1 pseudogene is annotated in these 515 nt (G+C 62.3%); it reads right to left on the reverse strand.

The window, feature by feature from the left end:
• Positions 1 to 264, reverse strand: a pseudogene (locus AACY19_RS27000) (hypothetical protein); the annotation flags it as partial.
• Positions 265 to 515 lie beyond the last annotated feature (251 nt).

The following is a 515-nucleotide window of genomic DNA, read 5'->3' on the forward strand; positions in this document are numbered from 1 at the left end:
CCCCGCTAATGGATCCGTCTCACCAGGTTCGCCATGCGCCCCAACGATCGTCTGACAGATCGACCGACCCCGCCTCATACCATCCTGCTTGATCGAGGCGAAAGCCTTGAAGAGCCGACACATCCTTTCTGGGGAAAGCTCTACACCCGTATCGGCGACGGTCACTTCACGCAAATCATTCAAGGCCATCGCCGTCATGATGGCCGTTATGCGGGGCAGTAAATCTGCCATTGCCTGAAATGTATTGCTGACATCGTTCCCCACCCGCGCTGGATCCCGACGCACCCGCCAACCGTAGTCCGGGCACGGCCTGCCGGGGATCGCATGGTTCAGGCACGTCAAGGCGATTGCGGCTATGCCGTCGCGCCAAACCGTCACGCCTGCAGCGGCAGAGCACGGGACCCTTTGCGCCCTCGCCCATCCCTTACATCGGGCGGTTGGGCATCCCCGCCCGTGGCACGTCGTGCGCGAGCTTGCGGCTGACGAGCAACAGGCTCGAATCCCCGGGATAGGAT

The sequence above is a fragment of the Pseudomonas sp. EA_5y_Pfl2_R50 genome (assembly GCF_963970475.1).
GTDB lineage: Bacteria > Pseudomonadota > Gammaproteobacteria > Pseudomonadales > Pseudomonadaceae > Aquipseudomonas.